This window comes from Persicirhabdus sediminis (genome assembly GCF_016595495.1).
Taxonomy (GTDB): Bacteria; Verrucomicrobiota; Verrucomicrobiia; order Verrucomicrobiales; family Akkermansiaceae; genus Persicirhabdus; species Persicirhabdus sediminis.
The window spans coordinates 670,099-687,835 of record NZ_JAENIM010000039.1 but is presented as its reverse complement, the minus strand read 5'-3'; the positions used below and the strand labels follow the sequence as shown (position 1 = coordinate 687,835).

Genomic DNA, 17,737 nt, shown 5'->3' with positions numbered 1-17,737 from the left:
GCTAGCTGGAAAAAATCATTCCAAGCCACCACTTGCCATAAGGTGAGTGGTGGCTTCTCTTATTTACATAACCTACATTAAGAATCATGGCTAAAATTGGCAACAAACACCGCTTCCAGATCGTTAAAGAGGCCGACTTCGGCGTCTACCTCGACGCACGTAACCTCGGCGAAATCTTGATGCCCGGTAAGTGGGTGCCAGAAGGGCTAGAGCCAGGCGACTACGTCGACGCGTTCATCTACGTCGATAACCAAAACCGCCTGATTGCCACCACCCAAGAGCCAAAAGCTGAAGTGGGCCAATTTGCTTTCCTTAAATGTACCGCGGTTAATGACATGGGCGCCTTCCTCGACTGGGGGCTGGAAAAAGACCTCATGGTGCCATACCGCGAGCAAAAAATCCGCATGGTAGAAGGGCGCTGGTATCTCGTCTACATCAGCATGGATGATGAGACCGACCGCATCATTGCTAGCTCGAAGCTGGGCCGCTACCTGTCTGATGAGAAGCCTGAGTACGACGAAGGTGAAGAAGTGCAATGTCGCCTCAGCCACCTCACTGAGCTCGGTTACAAAGTGATTGTCAATGGCGCTCACTGGGGGCTGCTTTACAAAAATGAAGTTCTCGGCGACGTGCGCATTGGTGACACCGTGATTGCCTACGTCAAAGAGGTGAAATTCCCTGATAAAATCGATCTCACCATGTTCCGCCCTGGTTACGATAAAATCGACGGCATCAGCGAGTTCATTCTCATCGCGCTCAACGAAGCTGGCGGCCACTTGGACGTCAGTGATAAAAGCTCACCAGACGAGATCCAAAACCAATTTGGCGTGAGCAAAAAAGCATTCAAAATGGCAGTGGGTAAACTGTACCGTGAGCGCAAAATCAAGCTGGTAGACGGCGGCATGCAGGTGGTTGACTAGCAGATCCGCGTGCGCAGATCACCTGTCAATACTTACATTCCTGACTAACAATTGTAAATAACTCAACTTTTTGATTTGGCAGTCGCTGAAAAGCGTGACAAATACGTGCATGTCACGTTTTGAAAACAAAGTTGTCGTGGTCACTGGTGGTGGTCGCGGAATCGGACAAGAGATCGCAAAAGCATTTGCAGCTGAAGGTGCTAAAGTTGCTGTGGTGAGCCGCAGTGAGTCCAGCTGTGGCGCAGCTGCAGAAGCCATCAATGCTGAGTTTCCTGAAAGCGCTAAAGCCTACGCTGTAGACGTGGCTAATCACGACGAAGTAGCAGCCCTTGGCAAGCAGGTGGTTGCTGATTTTGGCACCGTCAACATCCTCGTCAACAACGCGGGCATCACTCGCGACGGCCTGCTCATGCGCATGAAAGAAGCGGATTGGGACGCAGTGCTCGATACTAACCTCAAGGGTGCATTCAACACCGTGAAAGCATTCCAGCGCACATTGATGAAAGCGGAAGATCCACGCATCGTTAACATCAGCTCAGTAATCGGTCTGATGGGCAATGCGGGTCAAACTAACTACGCCGCAAGTAAGGCTGGTCTGATTGGTTTCTCTAAAGCTGTAGCTAAAGAGCTAGCTGGCCGCAAGGTGACTTGTAACGCCATCGCTCCAGGATTCATCGCTACTGAAATGACTGACGAACTCAACGACAAAGTCAAAGATGCCATCCTCGGCAACATCCCGCTCGGTGAGCTGGGCAGCACTGACGACGTCGCTGCACTTACACTCTTCCTCGCCAGCAAAGAAGCTCGCTACATCACTGGTCAAGTAGTTGCCACTGACGGCGGAATGACGATGTAATTAGATTTCTAATTTCCTTAAAACCATCATCACGCCAGCTGGCGTGATGGTGGTTTTTTTAGTTTTCAGATTAAAGTTTTCAGTTTTCAGTCCAGCACGATGGAGCCAGCTGGAAAAACCAAATCGGCTAGCTAGTTCAGCCCGCGATGTCAGAGCCAGCTTGAAAAAACCAAAAGAGCTACTTAGTTAGGCCGCAGGCTTTGGACTGCGGCGATCCTTCGCCGCTTTTGCCTAGCGGATAGAAATACCAAAAGACAAACATCCGCTCTCAGGAGATCAAATGACCTTCAGTTCCAGCCCAGAACGACGGGGAGGTGGGAAATCTAGCATGATAACTTTCGGCCCGTGATGTCAGAGCCAGCTGGAAAAAACCAAAAGAGCTAGCTAGTTCGGCCGCAGGCTTTGGACTGCGGCGATCCTTCGCCGCTTTTGCCTAGCGGGTAGAAATACCAAAAGGCAACCATCCGCTCACACAAGTCAAATGACCTTCAGTTCCAGCCCCGCACGACGGGCTAGCAGGGTGAATCTACCTAAATAGCTCTCAGTCCCCGATGTCAGAGCCAGCTGGAAATTCCAGAACACTCAGCTAGTTCGGCCGCAGGCTTTGGACTGCGGCGATCCTTCGCCGCTTTTATCTAGCGGATAGAAATACCAAAAGACAAACATCCGCTCACACAAGTCAAATGACCTTCAGTTCCAACCCAGAACGACGGGTTAGCAGGGTGAATCTACCTAAATAGCTCTCAGCCCGTGATGTCAGAGCCAGCTGGAAAAACCAAATCGGCTAGCTACTTCGGCCGCAGGCTTTGGACTGCGGCGATCCTTCGCCGCTTTTGCCTAGCGGGTAGAAATACCAAAGAGCAACCATCCGCTCACACAAGTCAAATGACCTTCAGTTCCAGCCCAGAACGACGGGGGAGCTGGGAAATCTAGCAGAGATAGTTTGCGGCCCGTGATGTCAGAGCCAGCTGGAAAAAACCAAAAGAGCTAGTTAGTTTAGCCGCAGGCTTTGGACTGCGGCGATCCTTCGCCGCTTTTGCCTAGCGGGTAGAAATACCAAAAGACAAACATCCGCTCACACAAGTCAAATGACCTTCAGTTCCAACCCAGAACGACGGGGGAGCTGGGAAATCTAGCAGAGATAGTTTACGGCCCGCGATGTCAGAGCCAGCTGGAAAAACCAAATCGGCTAGCTAGTTCGGCCCGTGATGTCAGAGCCAGCTGGAAAAAACCAAAAGAGCTAGTTAGTTCGGCCGCAGGCTTTGGACTGCGGCGATCCTTCGCCGCTTTTGCCTGGCGGATAGAAATACCAAAAGGCAACCATCCGCTCACACAAGTCGAATGACCTTCAGTTCCAGCCCAGAACGACGGGCTAGCAGGGTAAATCTAGAAGAGATAGCTTTCGGCCCGTGATGTCAGAGCCAGCTGGAAAAAACAAAAGAGCTAGTTAGTTCGGCCGCAGGCTTTGGACTGCGGCGATCCTTCGCCGCTTTCATCTAGCGGATAGAAATACCAAAAGACAAACATCCGCTCTCAGGAGATCAAATGACCTTCAGTTCCAGCCCAGAACGACGGGCTGGCAGGGTGAATCTACCTAAATAGCTCTCAGTCCGCGATGTCAGAGCCAGCTGGAAAAAACCCAAAAGAGCTAGCTAGTTCGGCCGCAGGCTTTGGACTGCGGCGATCCTTCGCCGCTTTTGCCTAGCGGGTAGAAATACCAAAAGACAAACATCCGCTCACACAAGTCAAATGACCTTCAGTTCCAACCCAGAACGACGGGTTAGCAGGGTGAATCTACCTAAATAGCTCTCAGCCCGTGATGTCAGAGCCAGCTGGAAAAACCAAATCGGCTAGCTACTTCGGCCGCAGGCTTTGGACTGCGGCGATCCTTCGCCGCTTTCATCTAGCGGATAGAAATACCAAAAGACAAACATCCGCTCTCAGGAGATCAAATGACCTTCAGTTCCAGCCCAGAACGACGGGGAGGTGGGAAATCTAGCATGATAACTTTCGGCCCGTGATGTCAGAGCCAGCTGGAAAAAACCAAAAGAGCTAGCTAGTTCGGCCGCAGGCTTTGGACTGCGGCGATCCTTCGCCGCTTTTGCCTAGCGGGTAGAAATACCAAAAGGCAACCATCCGCTCACACAAGTCAAATGACCTTCAGTTCCAGCCCCGCACGACGGGGGAGCTGGAAAATCTAGCTAGCTGGCTGGAAAATCTAGCCAGCTGGTTACCTCCAGTACCTCCAGACGAATGGTTCTATTTGCTCAGAGCACTCACCATTTTTACCCAATGTCGTAGTAGTTCTATCATGCTGCATGACCGGGCCATTTTTGTCGAGTTGCCAGCTGATGGCCTCTCCGCTGAGCCCGTTGATAGGTGCATCGGCTAGATAGATGGGCACAAGTTGATTCATCTGGCTCGGGTAGCTGCCGTGGTCTAGATAGAACCTTTCCAGCGCAATGGCGGTGCGCATTTGTTGGTAGAGCGTATTTCGCGTGAGTTGTTGGCGTAAGATAGACCCGACATCAACTTTAAAGAGCAGATCTAACGAATCATCAGTTGAAGGAATCCATTTTTTGCTAGCTGGATAGGACATCTCCTCGCCTTGGCTGGCAAGCTGGCTCAGCTGCTTGCTTAGCTCTCGCAGTGATTTATTTTGTTTGCTCAGACGATAGGGTAGCATGAATCGATCGCCAGCTGAGAGCTCACCATGGAGCATTTTATCATTAGCGAAATCTTGCCACTTTGAGCTCACCCAGATGCTCGACGCCGCAATGTATTTAGCCATCTCCTGAGCATTGTTTCCTTTAGGAAATGCTGGCTGGAGAGCTTGCAGCTGGTTGCCGTCTAATGTTTTGTTATTGAGAATCTGCCAAACCAGATCGATGACGTATTCTTGAATGCTGGCTTGAAGATGATGGCTGTAGATAGAGTCACCAATGGTCGGCATTTGGCTCATCTTGATCAAAAGCATTAGATCATCCATAGCCGCGTCGATCTCACCTATCAATAGCCGCGCGCTGGTAGTAAGGCTGAGTAGTTGGCAAGCAGCGACCAGCTCGAATTCTAACTTATATTTACCTAACTTGCTGTGCCAATAATCACTGGCTTTGAATCTCGCAATCCAAGGTGCGAGTTGTTGATTAATTTCCTCACCATGGTCGTGCAAAAACTTCTCAGCGGCGTCGGCCTCGGTGATCACAACCAGCTGGCGTGTGTTTTTTTCATTAGTAATAGAATAACGGGTGAGCAGCGAGGGATCTGCCGCGACCTGCCCCTCAGTGCGGTAAACTTTGCGTGGTTTTTCAGCTTTAGCTGCTTCGCTGTCGCTGCTGCGATAGTGTTTGCGCTCTAGCCAGTAGGCAAATTGATGTGCTGAGGTGATCGATTCATCGAAGGTTCGGCCACGTCTTTCAGCGAACCATCTACGGTCGTGATATTGCCATAGGCCGGCGTAGCTAGGAAGCATCTGAGGGTACGAGTTGAAGTTCGATCTCCAATCCCTAATCGAATCGTCAATCTCAGCTAGCTGGGACATGAGATCTACCTGATTAGCTCGTGCCGGATCAGCAGCGTGAAGCGATTCGCTGAGTTGCTTAAAGTCGCGGTCTAACTTCCAAGCATAATATCCATACCAGCTAGCTGGCAGGGCGACAAAGACAAGTAGAATGCTGGCTAGAACAATGAAAAACCACTTGGTGAATCGTGACATCTTCTAATGATAGATCGTGTAGATTAGAAGAGACAGTGAAAACCAGTTAGCGTGATAACTAATTGTTTGTTTGACCTTATCCGCTAGATTGCTTTGATTGGCTGTAACGGTTTATGAATGTGAAGGCGATAATTTCTGATGGCAGGCTGATGTTTTCTAAAGGCGGCGGCCGATACGAAGAACATGTGAGTGAGTTTGTGGCGCAAAAGGTAGCTGAGGCGGAACGCCACGCTGAGCTCAATGGCTGGAAACAAAACTCTGCAGGTGACGGCGGCATGTTTGGCTCAGCGTGGGGTGGGGCGAAGCGCTCGTCACGCGATGTGGAATTTCGTTGTCTGGCGGTGCGTTGTTTTGATGACATGGCCTACTACATCATCACCAATGGGGCGATGACTGGGCTCTTTTCCTATCGCTTCAGCGACGATTACGAGCGCCGACTCTTTCATAAACAAGACTATCACGTCTGTGGTTTTGATTTTAGCCCTGAGCGCCAGCAGTTTGTCATCTCTAGCAGTGATGAAGATGGCGCTTATAACGTGCACCTACATAATGAATTTGGCCGCCACGAGAAAACGCTAACAGGTGGTGATTCTCGCGATGTGCTGCCGCGATTTCACGGCGATGAAGTAATCTATCAAAGTGGTGGCATTGGGCGCAGCGAAGATGGCTACATCATGGCGCATGCGCCGATGGAGGTGATGTCGCTGCACCTGGAAACTGGTGACAGCAAGGTGCTCGCTGGTGATGAAAACTTCGACTACCTCGCGCCAGTAAAATCGACCAATGGCACCTTATATTACATTCGCCGTCCTTACCAGATGTACCCAGAGGGCGTTAGCCTTGGTCGGCGGATTTTGCATGTGCTCTTATTGCCGTATTATTTTGTTATGTCGCTCTATCATCTAGCTACGATGATTGCTAACATCAAGAAACCGCCAACTCAGGAGATGGCGACTAACGTGGGCAAACAGAGCAAAAATGTCGACGTTATGGGCACGCTGGTAGATTGCGTGAAACTCAAGCGCGATAAGGGCGACCAAAGTTACGAGCTGGTTCCTAATTCGTGGGAATTGGTCAATGAAAATGGCGAAAAGCTCAGCACCAATGTGGTGGCCTTTGAAACCATTGGCGACCAGCTGTATTTCACCAATGGCTGCAAGGTATTCAGTCTAGCTGGCGATGAGAAATCATTATTAACCAGAGCAGATATTGTCACCCAGCTAGCTTGATGAAGTCTAACTAGTTGATTTTCAGCATCTAGCTGATCATATTCCACAGTGGTTTGCCGGTGAATTCAGCTAGTTTGCAGGCATCATCAACAACAACATATTTGTTGCCGTGGTCGATGACGTTGATGCGCTCGCTATTGGTGAGTACCAAGTTGATCTCATAGCTATAATACGAGCCATTATTTTTCGAGCCAGTGCAATACTCAGAGACCAGCTGGATGGCGTGGATATCGGAAAATGCGGCATAGTCTTTGAGTTTGGTTTTATCAAAGACTTGTGTGGGGTCTTTTTTGCCGCGCCAGAAAGCCTGATGTTTGCTGTCGATGTTGATTGGCATGGCGCCAAAATACAGCATGGCACTGCCGGCTGTGGTGAAGGTTAAGCCGATGATGCTGACTATGCCAATAGCCATAGGGCCTTTATCTGCTAGCGCCCCGCTTGCTGCAAGGATGAAAGCGCCTATGCCCGCAACGATGAAAATGAGGTAAAAGATAAGCGCTCCAGCGCTGGCTTTGAATTGATAACGTGTGTCTGATAGGCGCTGAAGCTTGTGGGTTTTGAAATTTGCGCCGCCACTTTTTGCCGGCCCCCAGTCGGTTTGTTGGGCAATGGGATCATTTTCCAGATGAAGATGTGCTGGCTGGCTAGCTGGCGGTATGGATGATGAATGAGTCTTTTTGAACATGTAGATAGATGTTTGTGATAGATTTAAAATCTAATGGTTTGTTAGTCCATGGCAAGTCGATTGCGCATGATGTTTTAAAGCAAGTGTACTGGTTGCTGAGCTCCACAAGCTACAGCTAGTTGATTAAATTGCGGTTGCGCCAGCAATGAGTATCACTATAGTGATACTATGAAGACGGAACTGGTCACGACATTGAAGCGTAAAGCGACTGATATTTTGACTCAGCTAGCGGATGACCATGAGCCGGTTTTGATCACGCAGCACGGTAAACCTGCAGCCTACCTCGTGGATGTAGATACTTTTGAGCTTATGGAATCTAGGATGGCATTGCTAGAGGGCATTGCACGCGGTGAAAAGGCAATTGCAGATGGGCGCACCGTTGACCATGAGCAGGCGCAAACTCGCATGGCAAGATGGCTCGAATAATTTGGTCAGGGCCAGCCTTGGCTGAGCTAGATGCGATAGCTGATTACATCGCGTTAGATCGACCTTCTGCGGCGTCAAATTTGATAAAGGAGGTATTTTCCAGAGTCTCGCTGCTGGAGGATTTTCCGGAAATGTGTCCTCACCCGCATGATCTTCCCGGCACAAGATATAGTCATTTGTCTATCCCGCCGCTGAGGGTGTTTTATCGTATTGAGGGTGAGATTGTCTATATTGTCTACGTGATGAGGGCGGAGCGACTGCTTCGGCTGGAGAATCTAGAAGCAAAGTAGCTTAGTTGTGATTTCTAGTTGGTGAAGTTAGCCATCTCGTAGTTGGGGCTTTCCCTATGTACCGAGAGGTTTCGTATTTCTCGGGGCTTGCGCATTTTTTGATATCTGCAAAATTGTGTGGGTGGAAGATGTATTAAATTTCAAGAAAGGTCGCTGGCTGAATAAACCTGAGTCGTTCATCGTATTTGTGGATGGGATCTCGATCACCACCGAGCCGCACACAGATCTGTGGCAGCAGACGTACTACGGCTTCAGCAAGGCCAATGCGCCAGCGTATTTGTTTGATGTGGACGAGGCATTCACATTCACCACTAAGGTCGATTTCACCTACTACCGTCGCTTTGACCAATGTGGCATTTTGATCTATCTGGATGAGAGGAACTGGTTTAAAGCCTCGGTGGAATTTGAATCAGAGGGGGTTTCCAAGCTGGGCAGTGTGGTGACGAATGATGGATTTTCTGATTGGGCTACACAAGATATCCCGACGCCAGCGAGCATGTGGTATCGGCTTAGCCAGCGCGGGCCAGATTTCCGGTTGGAATACTCGCTCGACGGTCAGGATTTCTACCAGCTGAGGATTTTCCGCATGAAGAAGCTTGATGGGGTAGCTGACGACCAAGACGCGCCAACGGTGCCAGTTGGGCTTTATGCGTGTAGCCCAGAGGAATCGTCATTTGTGTGTGATTTCTCACAGGTCACGATGCAGCCGAGCGAGTGGTCAGCGCACAAGTGACCCAATTTCCCAGCTAGCCAGCGGGAAAATTTCCAGCTGGCTGGATGATGCCACTTGCTGGTTAAAAATTGTCCGGCAGCTGGCAGTCGTCGGGGATCTCGAATGTTTTGATGCGCGAGGTATCGCCTTTTTGCAGCTGGATTTTTGATTTGCCCACGCCGAGCTGCTTGGCGAGAAATACCTGAATCGCCTTGTTGGCTTTGCCCTCAACGGGAGGTGCCTGGATGCGAATGCGCAATACACGACCCGCTAGCGGGGTCTCTTCCCAGCCCACGATGGCATTGGTTTTGGCGTTCGGAGTGGCTTTAATTCGCAGCTGCATTGGCAAAAAATTACCTTACGGGTGACAAATTTGAAAGCTCAGTTAATCGGGGTGCTTTGAGCTGTTATGTCAAGTGATTGGCGCTGTGTGGATTGGCGAGATGCAAACTGGTGGATGCATTTTTCTCATATTCGGTTTTACAGAATGCGATCTGGTGGTAAAAGAAGCGCCTCACGCTATGGCCGACAAGCTAACCTACAAGGAATCGGGCGTCGATACTCGCGAAGCAGCTGCTTTTGTGAATGATATCGGGGCACACGTCAAAAGAACGCAACAAAAGCGTCAGTTGTTTGGAGCCTTTGGGCTTTTTGCAGCTCTTTATGATCTCAGCGACTACAAAGAGCCAGTCATGGTCACTGGCTGTGATGGCGTAGGCACCAAGCTGGAAGTACTTCTCAAGCAGGACATGCTTGAAGTAGCCGGCAAAGATTTGGTGGCTATGAGTGTCAATGACATCATGACTACTGGTGGTGATCCGCTGGTATTTTTGGATTACGTTGGCATTGCCAAGCTAGACAAAGCATTGATCACTCGCTTAATCGCCGGCATGGCTGATTATCTCGAGCAGTGTGGATGTATTCTCGCCGGTGGCGAAACCGCCGAGATGCCAGGCATCGTGCCTGAAGACGTCGTCGAGCTAGCTGGATTCTGTATCGGTGCTGCCGAGAAGCCAGACCTCATCGACCCAACTACAGTTGTTGAAGGTGACGTGCTGGTTGGCTATCCATCAGACGGTCCACACGCAAATGGCTGGAGTCTCATCCGCCGCGTTATGGAGCAAAACCCAGATCTTTTCACTGCAGAAGAAATGGAAGCTCTGTTGGCTCCTACTCGTCTCTATGATGATGTGGTGCGCGATATCCGTACATCTGGGGTAAAACCTAAAGCCTACGCACACATCACCGGTGGTGGTCTTCCTGAAAACCTGGAGCGTCTTTTCCAAGGTCTCGGAGCCGACATCGAAATTCCTGAGTGGAACCACCCAGGCATGGCTAAACTTTTTGACTTCGTGGATGCCGAGGATAAATTCCACACGTTTAACATGGGCTTCGGCTGGGTGAGCATTGTTTCTCCTGACGAAGTTGAGAAAATTCTCTCAGCCGGCAACGGCGGTGTAGTCATCGGTAAAGTGGTGGCTCAAGAGGGCGTTCGTGTTAAAACCATTAGTTAAACAAAACCAATTTTGAACGAAGAGGGGAGGCTGAGCTTCCCCTTTCTCGTTCACCCACAATACCTGTATTATCATGAGTGATCCTCTGAAGCACGAGTGCGGCATTGCCGTTGTACGCTTACGCAAGCCATTAGCTTACTATCTTGATAAGTATGAGACCCCGCTCTGGGGTTTTAATAAGCTTTTCCTACTGATGGAGAAGCAGCGCAACCGTGGCCAAGATGGTGTAGGCATCGGCTGTACCAAGCTGGATACTCCACTGGGCCAACCATATATTTTCCGCCGTCGCGATGCCACTAAAGATTCTCTAAGCGAAGTATTCCGCCGCGAGATCAAGCGCTACAACAAGATGGCTCGTAAAGGGCACTTGGATCCCAAAGATCCTGAAAGCGTTAAACGTAACTTTGACTTCGGTGGCGAAGTCCTCATGGGTCACCTGCGCTACGGCACCTCTGGTGAGTTTAGCGAAGGGTCATGTCACCCGTATTTGCGTCGGTCTAACTGGCCAACTCGCACCTTGATGGTGATGGGTAACTTCAACATGACCAATGCCGGCGAACTGAACCGCAAACTCATCGAGCGCGGTCAGCACCCAGTATTTGGCACTGATACCCAAACTGTTCTTGAGGAAATTGGTTTCCATCTCGACGAACATCATACCGACATCTACCGCCGTTTGCGCGAGGATGGTGTCGATGGTCAAAGCACACCTGCACATATTTCTGAGCAGCTCGACCTGCACTCTATCATCACCGAAGCTGGTAAAGCTTGGGACGGTGGTTACGCCATCTCTGGCGTGGTGGGCAATGGCGACATGTTTGTCATGCGCGATCCACGCGGCATTCGTCCGTGCTACATGTACATGGATGACGAGGTGATTTCATTTGCCTCTGAGCGTGTACCTCTGATGACCGTTTATGAGGCCAGCGAAGATCAAGTCAAAGAGCTCGAGCCAGGCGGCTTAGTGATCATCAAACGCAATGGCACCATGCTGGAAACTCGTTTCTCTCCAGAGTGGCCACACAGCCCATGTTCGTTTGAGCGCATCTACTTCTCACGCGGCAATGACCCTGCAATCTACAAAGAGCGCAAGGCCATGGGTGCTGTGATGGCGGATCAGGTCTGCAAGGCGATCGACAACAATTTTGACAAAGCGGTATTTAGCTTTGTGCCAAACACAGCGGAAACTGCCTACTACGGGCTGATGGACGGACTACGTCTGCGCCGCCGTATGGAAGTGCGCGAGGAAATCCTCGAAGCCAGCCAGAAAGGTGAACTCAGCGAAGAAAAGCTCGACGAGCTGATCATGCGCAACTGGCCACGTGCTGAGAAAATGGCACACAAAGACATCAAGATGCGCACCTTCATTTCTCAGGAAGATGGTCGCGCCCAGCTGGTGTCTCACGTCTACGACATCACCTACGGTGTGGTCAAAGAAGACGATGTGCTTGTGGTGCTCGACGACTCCATCGTACGCGGTACCACCTTGAAGAAATCCATCCTCAAGATCCTAGCGCGCACCAATCCTCGCAAGATTGTCATCCTCTCCACAGCACCTCAGATTCGTTACCCAGATTGCTACGGCATCGACATGTCTGAGATGGGTAAATTCATCGCCTTCGCTGCGACCATCAACCTACTGCGCCGTGCAGGCAAACAAGCCTACATCGACGAAGTCTACGCTGATTGTAAAGCGGAGCTGCAGAAGCCGCTTGAGGAAATCGAAAACAAAGTGGTACGCATCTACGAACCATTCACCGACGAAGAGATCTCAGCTGAGGTAAGCCAGATGGTTTACCCAGAAGAACTCGAGTGGAGTGGCGAAGTGGAAGTGATCTTCCAGACTATCGACAACCTGCACAAGTGCATCGACGGACCATCCGGCGATTGGTACTTCACCGGTAACTTCCCAACTCACGGCGGTCGCGCCACCGCTAACCTCGCATTCGTGCGCTGGTACGAAGGTGCTACTGGCCGCAGCTACGACCTGCCGTCGTAACGCGCTGAGTTTTAAGCAAATCAAAAATAAAAGAGGTCACGAGCAATCGTGGCCTCTTTTTTTTATGATGAGAAGACGTGATCATTCAGCATGCAGTTTGAAAGCTTAGCGAGCGTGTTATTTGGCCCAAGCTGCTGGATAGTGACTCAGAGCAGCTGGCTGGATAAGATCAAATCTCCAGCTGTAAGGGGGAATCGTCCGCTGGCAGCAGCTGCAGCGAGGCCATTTTTTCACGTAAAATCTATTCATCCGCGGTATTCATTTGACTCCTCGGCGGAATTGCGTCACACAAGCCGCCTGTCAAACCGCAGATGAGCTCTGTTTACAGAGCTAGTATTTGAGGCCATCAGGGGGAAATCCACATCCACCTGGTGGTCTCTTTTTTTTACCGCCCTCAGCGAAGAGTTTGAACTAGGCATTCCTAGCTGGCTGTTAAGGTTGGATGTTTCTAACGTAGCGGGAGTAATAGGAGCTCTAGATGGTTAATTATCCTCTCAGACTGGCACGATTCTTCTAGTTAGGACGTTCTAGCTGTCTTGGCAATACGCCAACGGCGCTACACAGCCTAGCCTGGGGTAAGGCAGCCCAGAATGGGCAAGGCAACCCCAGGGGAGGGCAAAACAGAAGACGAACTCTGAAGGAGTTCACCAGCTGGAGTGGTGATATCATCTTCACCCAGACGCAATTCATTCTGTGATTATTTTATTCGCCAGCTAACAAAATGACACTGCCAACCGTTATGTCTTATGCCAGTGTTGATGGCTCCGTATTGTTACATTTATGAAGTTATATGCGTCTAGGTGGGAACAAGAAATGGTGGAACGATGGCTCACTCATAAATCAAAAACAGCTTAACTAAGATGATAATTAAAATTACACTAATAACACTTTTTCTAGCCAATATGGCTCTAGCTGAGGACTCTCATGTTGAATTGCGGCGTCTACTCGAGAGCGTTGAACACGGTAAGCCCTTAGGTAAATCTCTAGATCAAATTGCAACTGAAGTAGCTGCCACTAATGATCTAGACTTGTTGGATTTGGCGCTTCAGGTAAATAATTCAAGCTTTCTGAATCTTATTTCTAGCGCCAGTTTCGATGAGTCAGTCATGTCAGCATATAATGATCAAGTAGTGCTGACGATGTTGAGAACATCCTCAAGGTTTTATTGGTTATGTCCACCTTACAAGAATAGCTTGGATTATGTGATGCGCAGGGAAGTTCATAATGGAAGATCAGGCAAAATTTCTGAGTACATGCGACTGAGAGGTTGGGATGGATTAACTAAAGTGGAGCTTAACGTGAAACCAAAGAAATTATTTGGCTATCATGTAGATTTGTTCACTTACGAAAAAAGAATAGATGTTTCTAATGATTTTGCTCAATACCTGAACGAGGTGGTAGGGGCTGAACCTAAAATTGATTTGTTTGAATATGTAGATGATGGCAGAGATGATAGCGAACCAACTTTTTCAGACGGCCTGTGTACAGTTCTCTCCATTGATGAGATGAGAAAGTCGAAAATAGAAGACTTGGAGAAGAGCTTGAATCAGCAATTTGAATCATTCAAGGAGGATGAAGTTGATCACTCTGATGGCACTCGTGATTAGCTACTTAGATCGCTACGGAGCGCTAACTCAGGGCTGAAGCTCTGAGCCCTGTCGCCTTCAGCGCCGGACTGATATCATGTGGAGTACGGCTATAAACTTCTGAAGGAGGAGGTAGTTAAAAGCACCTCGTCTATGAGCAAAGCCGCGATGCATGAATAGCTGAACGGTCATACTCATGGGGTAGATGCAGTGCCCCGAATTAACTGAGAGCTAGCTGGAGAGTTGCATTTCCATTTCCCCTTCGGGGAACCATTTTACTAGCTGCTTGACCACGGGTGGCGCTCGCTGGGCTCACTGACCCGCAGCTAAAGTCTGATAGCCCTTCGGGCTAAATTGACGCTATAAAAGCTCTAGTTCTTTCTAGCTAGCCCCAGCGGCAATTGAGTTAGGCAGGCTATGTGCGGAGCCTTTTTTTATGGATAAGTCATTCTGATAGGGTGCTTATCATAACTGCCAAAAAATGGATTCAATTTGAAGTTGTGCACCCCAACAGAATGATGGTAAACCTGTCTTGTTATATGATTTTTTTGGCGATGAGCTAGGTAAGGCTCCGTGTGCCAGAAAATTTTTAGCCTCTAAGTCCATAGAGTCCGACGCACAAAGGTCAGCAGGTCTAGGCAGATCAGTGATGGAGGCGAGAACATGAATGCTTAATTTACTGAAATTATACCTGAGACGAGGACATATCAACTAATGAGAATTAATAGAGTAAAATGGATGACGTGCGCAGTGGCAGCTACTGTCGCAGCTAGCGGGCTGGCTAACGCGCAGATGGTGGATCTGGGGGATATGGTCATTGCAAAAAGCTATGCTGATTTTTTGCACCAAGAAACACCAGCTTGGCTAAGTATCGGGGCTCCATACACTATCAAGAAGATAGACGGGGAACTCGATCCTGTTTACGAGACATTAGTGACGACCTCGAACGGTAATTTGCGGAATAGGTACCCATCTGACATGAAAATCACAGACTTCTCTGTGACGGTTGCTCTAGCCGATGGTGAATGGAAGTTTGAAAATGCAGAGGGGTTGATTAACTCCGCGTCATTAAATCTCGATCGCAAAAAACTACTCATCTCTGTAGGAGCTGACGAGAGGCTCTACGAGCTGAGTGATGATGGCTCAGAATATAGGCTCAATGAAAAAGTCAAATTCCCCAAAGTAAACTATAATGCGGAGCTGAGCCAGCGAGGACTAATTGGCAGCGAATGGCAGTGGATCACCAATGACCTTGCATATGCTATAGCGACTCGAGAGGATGGGGATGCCATTTTTGGTATGTATGCATGTATTTATAACCCAGAGGCTCAGACTTTGCATGCATTGAATCCCCCCTTAGGTTCGGGTCAGTTTGTATATTTTGATATGAAAAATGGGATTATAAAGACCTATCACACGGGGCGTAAGAAAAGTGAGCCAAGAAATTCCTACTACCAGCTGATTTTAGAGTCTGAATTAGAAACTGAGGAGTAGCGATTTTTATGGCGCAGACGGGCTCACCGGGCAATCAGATGGATAACAAATGAAACTAACAAATGAGAATTAATAGAGTAAAATGGATGACGTGCGCAGTGGCAGCCACTGTCGCAGCGAGCGGGCTGGCTAACGCGCAAATGGTGGATCTGGGGGATATAGTTATTGCAAAAAGCCAAGCTGATTTTTTGCATCAAGAAACACCAGCTTGGCTAAGTATCGGGGCTCCATACACCATCAAGAAGATAGATGGTGGGCTCGATCCTGTTTACGAGACATTAGCGACGGAATCTAACGGAAATTCGCAGTATAGGTACCCGTCTGACATGAAAATCACAGGCTTCTCTGTGACGGTTGCTCTAGCCGATGGTGAATGGAAGTTTGAAAGTACAGAGAGTCGTATTCGGTCGGCATCATTAAATCTCGATCGCAAAAAACTGATCATCACTCAAGGAGATGATGCGAGGCTCTACGAGTTGAGTGATGATGGCTCAGAATATAGGCTCAATGAGAAAGTCAAATTTCCCAAAGTAAACTATAATGCGGAGCTGAGCGGGCGAGGACTAATTAGCGGCAAATGGCGGTGGGTCACCAATGACCTTGCATGTGCTATATCCGCCCTAGACAACCACTACGATTCTTTGCGTATGGCTCTATGTCTCTATAACCCAGTGACCCAGACTCTACATGCGTGGAATATCCCTTTAGGTTCAGGTATGTTAGGATATTTTGATATGAAAAATGGGATCATAAGGACCAGTCAAAGGGGGCGTAAGAAGAGTGAGCCAAGAATTTCCTACTACCAACTGATTTTAGAGTCTGAATTAGAAACTGAGGAGTAGCGACTTTTATGGCGCAAACGGGCACATCCCTGTGCTAGCTAGAGACGCCGCTCAGCCAGCGAGTAGAGCTAGCTTGTCAGGCCGGTGTGATGCCGCCAGCGGTTTCATCTGACTGGAACTCACTCTTCTCTCTTCACCATTCACTCTTTAATATCCGTGCAGGTCGAGCTCGTCGGTGTGCTGCATGGTTACGCGCATTTTCATTTTTTTCTGAATGACACGGAAGTGTGGCAGCTCGTCCATGGTGATGAGCGAGAGCGCGTCACCTGGAGCCTCGGCGCGGCCAGTTCTGCCGATGCGGTGGATGTAATCTTTAGGTGAGCGTGGTAGCTCGTAGTTGATCACGCAGGGGAGGAAATCGATGTCGATGCCGCGGCCGAGCAGGTCAGTGGAGACCAAGACACGCAGCTGGCCAGATTTGAACCGGCGCAGCGACTCACGGCGCGCTGACTGGCTCATATCGCCGTGGATGGCATTGGCTTGGATTTTATTTTTGCGCAGTTTGTCGACGATGCCTTCAACTTTGCGTGCGGATGAAGCGAAGACGAGCACTTGGTAGCGGCTTTCTTTTTTGATCAAATACCGCAGCAGTGGGCCTTTGCGCTCGGCGGTGACAAAGTAGCCTAGCTGGTTGATCAGCTGTGGTTCGTCGGGTTCTTCGGCAATCTTGATGACCGCTGGCTCGTTGAGCAATGATTCGTGAATCGGCTCGAGGTTAGCCGTCATGGTGGCTGAGAAGAGCAAGTTCTGGCGCTGGGCAGGCAGTTGCTCGAGCACTTGTTCGATTTCCTGTCTGAACCCGAGGTTGAGAAGTTTATCCGCTTCATCAATCACGAGGGTGGAAATTTTATCCAGCTTGATAGCATTTTTGCCAACGAGGTCGATGAGTCGGCCAGGAGTGGCAACCAGCACGTTGACGCGCGAAACCGCCTGCATTTGACGGTTGATAGAAACACCACCGTAGACGGCGCGGCAAATAAGGCGCTCGCTGATAGCTGGGGCGAAATCCACAAAGACCTGCTGGACCTGCTCGGCGAGCTCGCGTGTAGGCACGAGAACGAGCACCGTTGGCTGGCGGTGCTTGGCCAGCGGCTGGCTAGCTAGCTGGTGGATAATCGGGGCGACAAAACTAGCGGTTTTTCCCGATCCTGTTTTGGCAATGCCCATCACATCACGACCAGCGAGAATGGCGGGGATCGCCTCGGTCTGGATGGGTGTAGGGGATTCGTAGCCTAGCTGGCTGAATGTTGGAAGCAGCTGAGGCGTGAGCCCGAGTGATGAAAATGACATGTCAGTGGGTATGGTGGATTCGTCGGTACGCGATGCAATGTGCGAACACCATGCTTGTGCTGGAATGCGCCGATAATAGCAAGCGCTATAGCTGGATGAGGGGAAAATGCTCGTCTCAGCAGGAGAAATTTCCAGCTAGGCTTTACATGATAGGTTAGAGCTGGTTTAACAGATAGCTC

At 49.6% G+C, this 17,737-nt stretch carries 15 protein-coding genes; 11 read left to right on the top strand and 4 right to left on the bottom strand.

The window, feature by feature from the left end; genetic code table 11:
* Window positions 1-86 precede the first annotated feature (86 nt).
* Both JIN82_RS10385 and fabG read left to right on the top strand, forming a co-directional pair.
* Window positions 87-920, top strand: coding sequence for a CvfB family protein (locus JIN82_RS10385; RefSeq protein WP_200311558.1), 834 nt, complete (start codon window positions 87-89; stop codon window positions 918-920).
* Between the two features lie 109 nt (window positions 921-1,029).
* The gene (gene fabG, locus JIN82_RS10380) at window positions 1,030-1,776 is read left to right on the top strand and encodes a 3-oxoacyl-[acyl-carrier-protein] reductase (RefSeq protein ID WP_200311557.1); all 747 of its coding nucleotides are present in this window, start codon (window positions 1,030-1,032) and stop codon (window positions 1,774-1,776) included.
* A 2,230-nt stretch (window positions 1,777-4,006) separates the two neighbouring features.
* Here the strand turns inward: fabG and JIN82_RS10375 are convergent.
* A complete protein-coding gene (locus tag JIN82_RS10375; RefSeq protein WP_200311556.1) occupies window positions 4,007-5,491 on the bottom strand; it encodes a hypothetical protein in 1,485 nt (494 codons plus the stop codon).
* 119 nt (window positions 5,492-5,610) lie between these two features.
* Here JIN82_RS10375 and JIN82_RS10370 point away from each other — a divergent pair, with 119 nt between their 5' ends.
* Window positions 5,611-6,720, top strand: coding sequence for a TolB-like translocation protein (locus JIN82_RS10370; protein WP_200311555.1), 1,110 nt, complete (start codon window positions 5,611-5,613; stop codon window positions 6,718-6,720).
* 28 nt (window positions 6,721-6,748) lie between these two features.
* Here the strand turns inward: JIN82_RS10370 and JIN82_RS10365 are convergent, their stop codons facing one another.
* Window positions 6,749-7,405 carry a hypothetical protein gene (locus tag JIN82_RS10365; RefSeq protein ID WP_200311554.1) on the bottom strand — a complete coding sequence of 219 codons (657 nt, stop codon included), beginning with the start codon at window positions 7,403-7,405 and terminating at the stop codon, window positions 6,749-6,751.
* 168 nt (window positions 7,406-7,573) lie between these two features.
* On the opposite strand from JIN82_RS10365, the gene JIN82_RS10360 reads away from it, so the two are divergent.
* From JIN82_RS10360 to JIN82_RS10350, 3 genes are all read left to right on the top strand, one after another.
* Complete coding sequence (locus JIN82_RS10360; RefSeq protein WP_200311553.1) at window positions 7,574-7,831, top strand: type II toxin-antitoxin system Phd/YefM family antitoxin; 258 nt, start codon at window positions 7,574-7,576, stop codon at window positions 7,829-7,831.
* Entirely contained in the window at window positions 7,819-8,121 is a 303-nt protein-coding gene (locus tag JIN82_RS17650) for a type II toxin-antitoxin system RelE/ParE family toxin (RefSeq protein ID WP_343221737.1), read from the top strand. The genes JIN82_RS10360 and JIN82_RS17650 overlap by 13 nt, the downstream gene beginning before the upstream one ends.
* A 121-nt stretch (window positions 8,122-8,242) precedes the next feature.
* Window positions 8,243-8,854 carry a DUF1349 domain-containing protein gene (locus JIN82_RS10350; RefSeq protein WP_325099497.1) on the top strand — a complete coding sequence of 204 codons (612 nt, stop codon included), beginning with the start codon at window positions 8,243-8,245 and terminating at the stop codon, window positions 8,852-8,854.
* Between the two features lie 61 nt (window positions 8,855-8,915).
* Here the strand turns inward: JIN82_RS10350 and JIN82_RS10345 are convergent, their stop codons facing one another.
* Complete coding sequence (locus tag JIN82_RS10345; RefSeq protein ID WP_200311550.1) at window positions 8,916-9,176, bottom strand: DUF167 domain-containing protein; 261 nt, start codon at window positions 9,174-9,176, stop codon at window positions 8,916-8,918.
* Between the two features lie 178 nt (window positions 9,177-9,354).
* On the opposite strand from JIN82_RS10345, the gene purM reads away from it, so the two are divergent.
* From purM to JIN82_RS10320, 5 genes are all read left to right on the top strand, one after another.
* Window positions 9,355-10,347 carry a phosphoribosylformylglycinamidine cyclo-ligase gene (gene purM / locus JIN82_RS10340; protein WP_200311549.1) on the top strand — a complete coding sequence of 331 codons (993 nt, stop codon included), beginning with the start codon at window positions 9,355-9,357 and terminating at the stop codon, window positions 10,345-10,347.
* A 73-nt stretch (window positions 10,348-10,420) separates the two neighbouring features.
* Window positions 10,421-12,346, top strand: coding sequence for an amidophosphoribosyltransferase (locus JIN82_RS10335; protein ID WP_200311548.1), 1,926 nt, complete (start codon window positions 10,421-10,423; stop codon window positions 12,344-12,346).
* Between the two features lie 860 nt (window positions 12,347-13,206).
* Window positions 13,207-13,953 carry a hypothetical protein gene (locus JIN82_RS10330; RefSeq protein WP_234041905.1) on the top strand — a complete coding sequence of 249 codons (747 nt, stop codon included), beginning with the start codon at window positions 13,207-13,209 and terminating at the stop codon, window positions 13,951-13,953.
* Window positions 13,954-14,646: 693 nt separating this feature from the next.
* The gene (locus JIN82_RS10325) at window positions 14,647-15,426 is read left to right on the top strand and encodes a hypothetical protein (RefSeq protein ID WP_234041904.1); all 780 of its coding nucleotides are present in this window, start codon (window positions 14,647-14,649) and stop codon (window positions 15,424-15,426) included.
* Window positions 15,427-15,488: 62 nt separating this feature from the next.
* On the top strand, window positions 15,489-16,268 hold the full coding sequence (locus tag JIN82_RS10320) for a hypothetical protein (RefSeq protein WP_200311545.1): 780 nt from the start codon (window positions 15,489-15,491) through the stop codon (window positions 16,266-16,268).
* A gap of 147 nt (window positions 16,269-16,415) precedes the next feature.
* On the opposite strand, the gene JIN82_RS10315 is transcribed toward JIN82_RS10320, so the two are convergent.
* On the bottom strand, window positions 16,416-17,558 hold the full coding sequence (locus tag JIN82_RS10315; protein ID WP_200311544.1) for a DEAD/DEAH box helicase: 1,143 nt from the start codon (window positions 17,556-17,558) through the stop codon (window positions 16,416-16,418).
* Window positions 17,559-17,737 lie beyond the last annotated feature (179 nt).

Excerpts from the sequence above, each read along its gene's own strand:
- JIN82_RS10325 (WP_234041904.1), top strand. The coding sequence starts at position 14,647 with ATGAGAATTAATAGAGTAAAATGGATGACGTGCGCAGTGGCAGCTACT.
- purM (WP_200311549.1), top strand. The coding sequence starts at position 9,355 with ATGGCCGACAAGCTAACCTACAAGGAATCGGGCGTCGATACTCGCGAA.
- JIN82_RS10375 (WP_200311556.1), bottom strand. The coding sequence starts at position 5,491 with ATGTCACGATTCACCAAGTGGTTTTTCATTGTTCTAGCCAGCATTCTA.
- JIN82_RS10330 (WP_234041905.1), top strand. The coding sequence starts at position 13,207 with ATGATAATTAAAATTACACTAATAACACTTTTTCTAGCCAATATGGCT.
- JIN82_RS10315 (WP_200311544.1), bottom strand. The coding sequence starts at position 17,558 with ATGTCATTTTCATCACTCGGGCTCACGCCTCAGCTGCTTCCAACATTC.
- JIN82_RS17650 (WP_343221737.1), top strand. The coding sequence starts at position 7,819 with ATGGCTCGAATAATTTGGTCAGGGCCAGCCTTGGCTGAGCTAGATGCG.
- JIN82_RS10385 (WP_200311558.1), top strand. The coding sequence starts at position 87 with ATGGCTAAAATTGGCAACAAACACCGCTTCCAGATCGTTAAAGAGGCC.
- JIN82_RS10360 (WP_200311553.1), top strand. The coding sequence starts at position 7,574 with ATGAAGACGGAACTGGTCACGACATTGAAGCGTAAAGCGACTGATATT.
- JIN82_RS10345 (WP_200311550.1), bottom strand. The coding sequence starts at position 9,176 with ATGCAGCTGCGAATTAAAGCCACTCCGAACGCCAAAACCAATGCCATC.
- JIN82_RS10365 (WP_200311554.1), bottom strand. The coding sequence starts at position 7,405 with ATGTTCAAAAAGACTCATTCATCATCCATACCGCCAGCTAGCCAGCCA.
- JIN82_RS10320 (WP_200311545.1), top strand. The coding sequence starts at position 15,489 with ATGAGAATTAATAGAGTAAAATGGATGACGTGCGCAGTGGCAGCCACT.
- JIN82_RS10335 (WP_200311548.1), top strand. The coding sequence starts at position 10,421 with ATGAGTGATCCTCTGAAGCACGAGTGCGGCATTGCCGTTGTACGCTTA.
- fabG (WP_200311557.1), top strand. The coding sequence starts at position 1,030 with ATGTCACGTTTTGAAAACAAAGTTGTCGTGGTCACTGGTGGTGGTCGC.